The 675-nt window shown below is 64.3% G+C and carries 1 protein-coding gene; it reads right to left on the bottom strand.

Annotated features, from left to right (window positions below; translation table 11 throughout):
* Positions 1–675: phosphopantetheine-binding protein (locus ACFQUU_RS29410; RefSeq protein ID WP_382252192.1), on the bottom strand; the 675-nt coding region annotated here is incomplete at both ends.

Genomic DNA, 675 nt, shown 5'->3' with positions numbered 1-675 from the left:
CTGGCAGCTCGCTTTGGGCAGCCTGGCCGACGGCTGTTGCCAGTGCGGACAGGCTGGCATGGGCGAACAGTTCGGTCACGCCCAGTTCCACGCCCAGTACCTGACGCACGCGCGAGGCGACCTTGACCGCCAGCAGCGAGTGGCCACCGAGGGTGAAGAAGTTGTCGTGGCGGCCGACCTGCTCAACGCCCAGCACTTCGGCCCAGATCGTAGCCAGTGCAGTTTCGACTTCACCGACCGGTGCTTCATACCCATGACTCGCGTAGGCGTCGCTTTCCGGTGCCGGCAACGCCTGCCGGTCCAGCTTGCCGTTCGGCGTCAGCGGCAGCGTGTCGAGCTGCACGTACGCCGCCGGCACCATGTACTCGGGCAGCGTTGCTGACAGAACTGCGCGCAGCGCTTCAGTATCAAGCTGCGCATCGGTCGTCAGGTAGGCGACCAGCCGCTTGTCGCCCGCCCGGTCTTCGCGTGCGATCACCACTGCTTCGCGCACCCCTTGCTGCTCCAGCAGCTTCGCTTCAATTTCACCGAGCTCGATACGGAAACCACGCAGCTTGACCTGCTGGTCATTGCGGCCCAGGAACTGAATGCTGCCGTCAGCCAGGTAACGTCCCAGGTCACCAGTCCGGTACATCCGTGCATCCGGCTCACTGCTAAATGGGTCGGCCACAAAGC

Source organism: Herbaspirillum sp. GCM10030257 (genome assembly GCF_042666555.1).
GTDB lineage: Bacteria > Pseudomonadota > Gammaproteobacteria > Burkholderiales > Burkholderiaceae_D > Noviherbaspirillum.
The sequence above is the reverse complement of the archived record's forward strand: the minus strand, read 5'-3'. Positions and strand labels throughout refer to the sequence as shown.